Below are 1,705 nucleotides of genomic sequence, written 5' to 3'. Positions count from 1 at the left end.
TACGTTAGCTCGATCGTGCATTTCCTTGCCCGAGAAACAACTGATAGGCCTCATTATCCGTCATGTTTTCATAGCGAAAGCCGACCTTATCCAGCATTTTCTCGAAATCCTGCACCTCATCGTCGTCCACCTGAGCGCCCAGCAGAACACGGCTGTAGGCTGCACCGTGGTTGCGGTAGTGGAACATGGAGATATTCCAGCGGGTACCAAGAGACATCAGGAACTTCAGCAACGCCCCCGGACGCTCCGGGAACTCGAACTGGAACACCTTTTCGTTGGTGATGGTCGGCGCGTGGCCGCCCACCATGTGACGGATGTGCTGCTTGGCCAGATCGCTGTCGGTTAAATCGACCACCGAGTATCCGCTCTCCCGAAGATCCTGAACCAGATCCTCGCGGCCGTGACCACCCGCGGCAATCTGGATGCCAACGAAAATCGTGGCATTGGTAGCATCGGCGTAGCGGTAATTGAACTCGGTGATGCTGCGCTTGTGCAGGGCGTTGATGAAGGTCTTGAACGCGCCCGGTTTCTCCGGAATGGTCACCGCCAGGATGGCCTCGCGTTTCTCGCCCACTTCCGTGCGTTCGGAGATGTAGCGCAGACGGTCGAAGTTCATGTTGGCACCGCTCAGGGTGGCAATCAGGTTCTCGCCCTCGACTTTCTCGCGCTCGATGTATTTCTTGATGCCGGCCACACCCAGGGCACCGGCCGGCTCGGCAATGGAGCGGGTATCCTCGAACACATCCTTGATGGCCGCGCAGATTTCGTCGGTGGATACGGTGATCACCTCGTCCACGTGGTCCTTGCAGATCTCCCAGGGGTACTTACCAATCTGCTTGACTGCCACTCCATCAGCAAAGATGCCCACTTCATCGAGCACCACGCGTTTGCCCGCTTTCATGGCGGCCTGGAGGCAGTTGGAGTCCTCCGGTTCGACACCAATCACCTTGATCTCGGGGCGCAGATACTTGATGTAAGCGGCCATGCCGGCAATCAGCCCGCCGCCACCAACACAGATGAAGATGGCGTGGATCGGCTTGCTGAACTGCCACATGATTTCCATGGCCACCGTGCCCTGGCCGGCGATCACATCGGGATCATCGTACGGCGGAATGTAGGTGTAGCCGTGCTTTGCGATCAACTCCTGAGCGTGGGCCGCCGCCTCGTCGAAGGCATCGCCCTTGAGAACCACCTTGGCACCGTGATCCCGTACCGAACGCACCTTGATCTCCGGCGTGGTCTGCGGCATCACAATTACCGCCTTGATCCCGAGATTCTTGGCAGCCAGCGCCACACCCTGGGCATGATTTCCGGCCGACGCACAAATGACACCCTTGGCCTTCTGCTCCTCGGAAAGCTGCGCAATCCGGTTATAGGCACCACGAATCTTGAAGGAGAACACCGGCTGAAGATCTTCACGCTTGAGCAGAATATTGTTGCCAAAGCGCTTGGACAGACTGCGGGCTTCAGTCAGGGGTGTTTCGATGGCCACGTCATAGACGCGCGCATCGAGAATCTTCTTGATGTAGCGTTGCGGCATAGCAGTTCCGGCTTTTGGTCGATGTGTGAGTGATGACTGGCTGAGAAAAACCCACAGTGTAGAAAGTTTGCACGGCAGCCGTCTATAAGCAGAGGGCTCTTAAGCGCTATAATGCCGGCAAAGCCAACCTGATTTGCAGCCGGAGCCAATGATGAACCAGGACGA

The 1,705-nt window shown here is 57.2% G+C and carries 1 protein-coding gene; it reads right to left on the bottom strand.

The window, feature by feature from the left end; genetic code table 11:
• Positions 1 to 4 precede the first annotated feature (4 nt).
• Positions 5 to 1,540 carry a threonine ammonia-lyase, biosynthetic gene (gene ilvA, locus WH5701_RS00245; protein WP_006169768.1) on the bottom strand — a complete coding sequence of 512 codons (1,536 nt, stop codon included), beginning with the start codon at positions 1,538 to 1,540 and terminating at the stop codon, positions 5 to 7.
• Positions 1,541 to 1,705: the final 165 nt, after the last annotated feature.

Source organism: Synechococcus sp. WH 5701, from assembly GCF_000153045.1.
In the GTDB taxonomy this organism is placed as follows: domain Bacteria; phylum Cyanobacteriota; class Cyanobacteriia; order PCC-6307; family Cyanobiaceae; genus Regnicoccus_A; species Regnicoccus_A antarcticus.
This window is presented reverse-complemented; position numbering and strand designations above follow the sequence as displayed.

What these genes read in the sequence shown, in the direction of transcription:
- ilvA (WP_006169768.1), bottom strand. Translation starts at nt 1,540, where the DNA reads ATGCCGCAACGCTACATCAAGAAGATTCTCGATGCGCGCGTCTATGAC.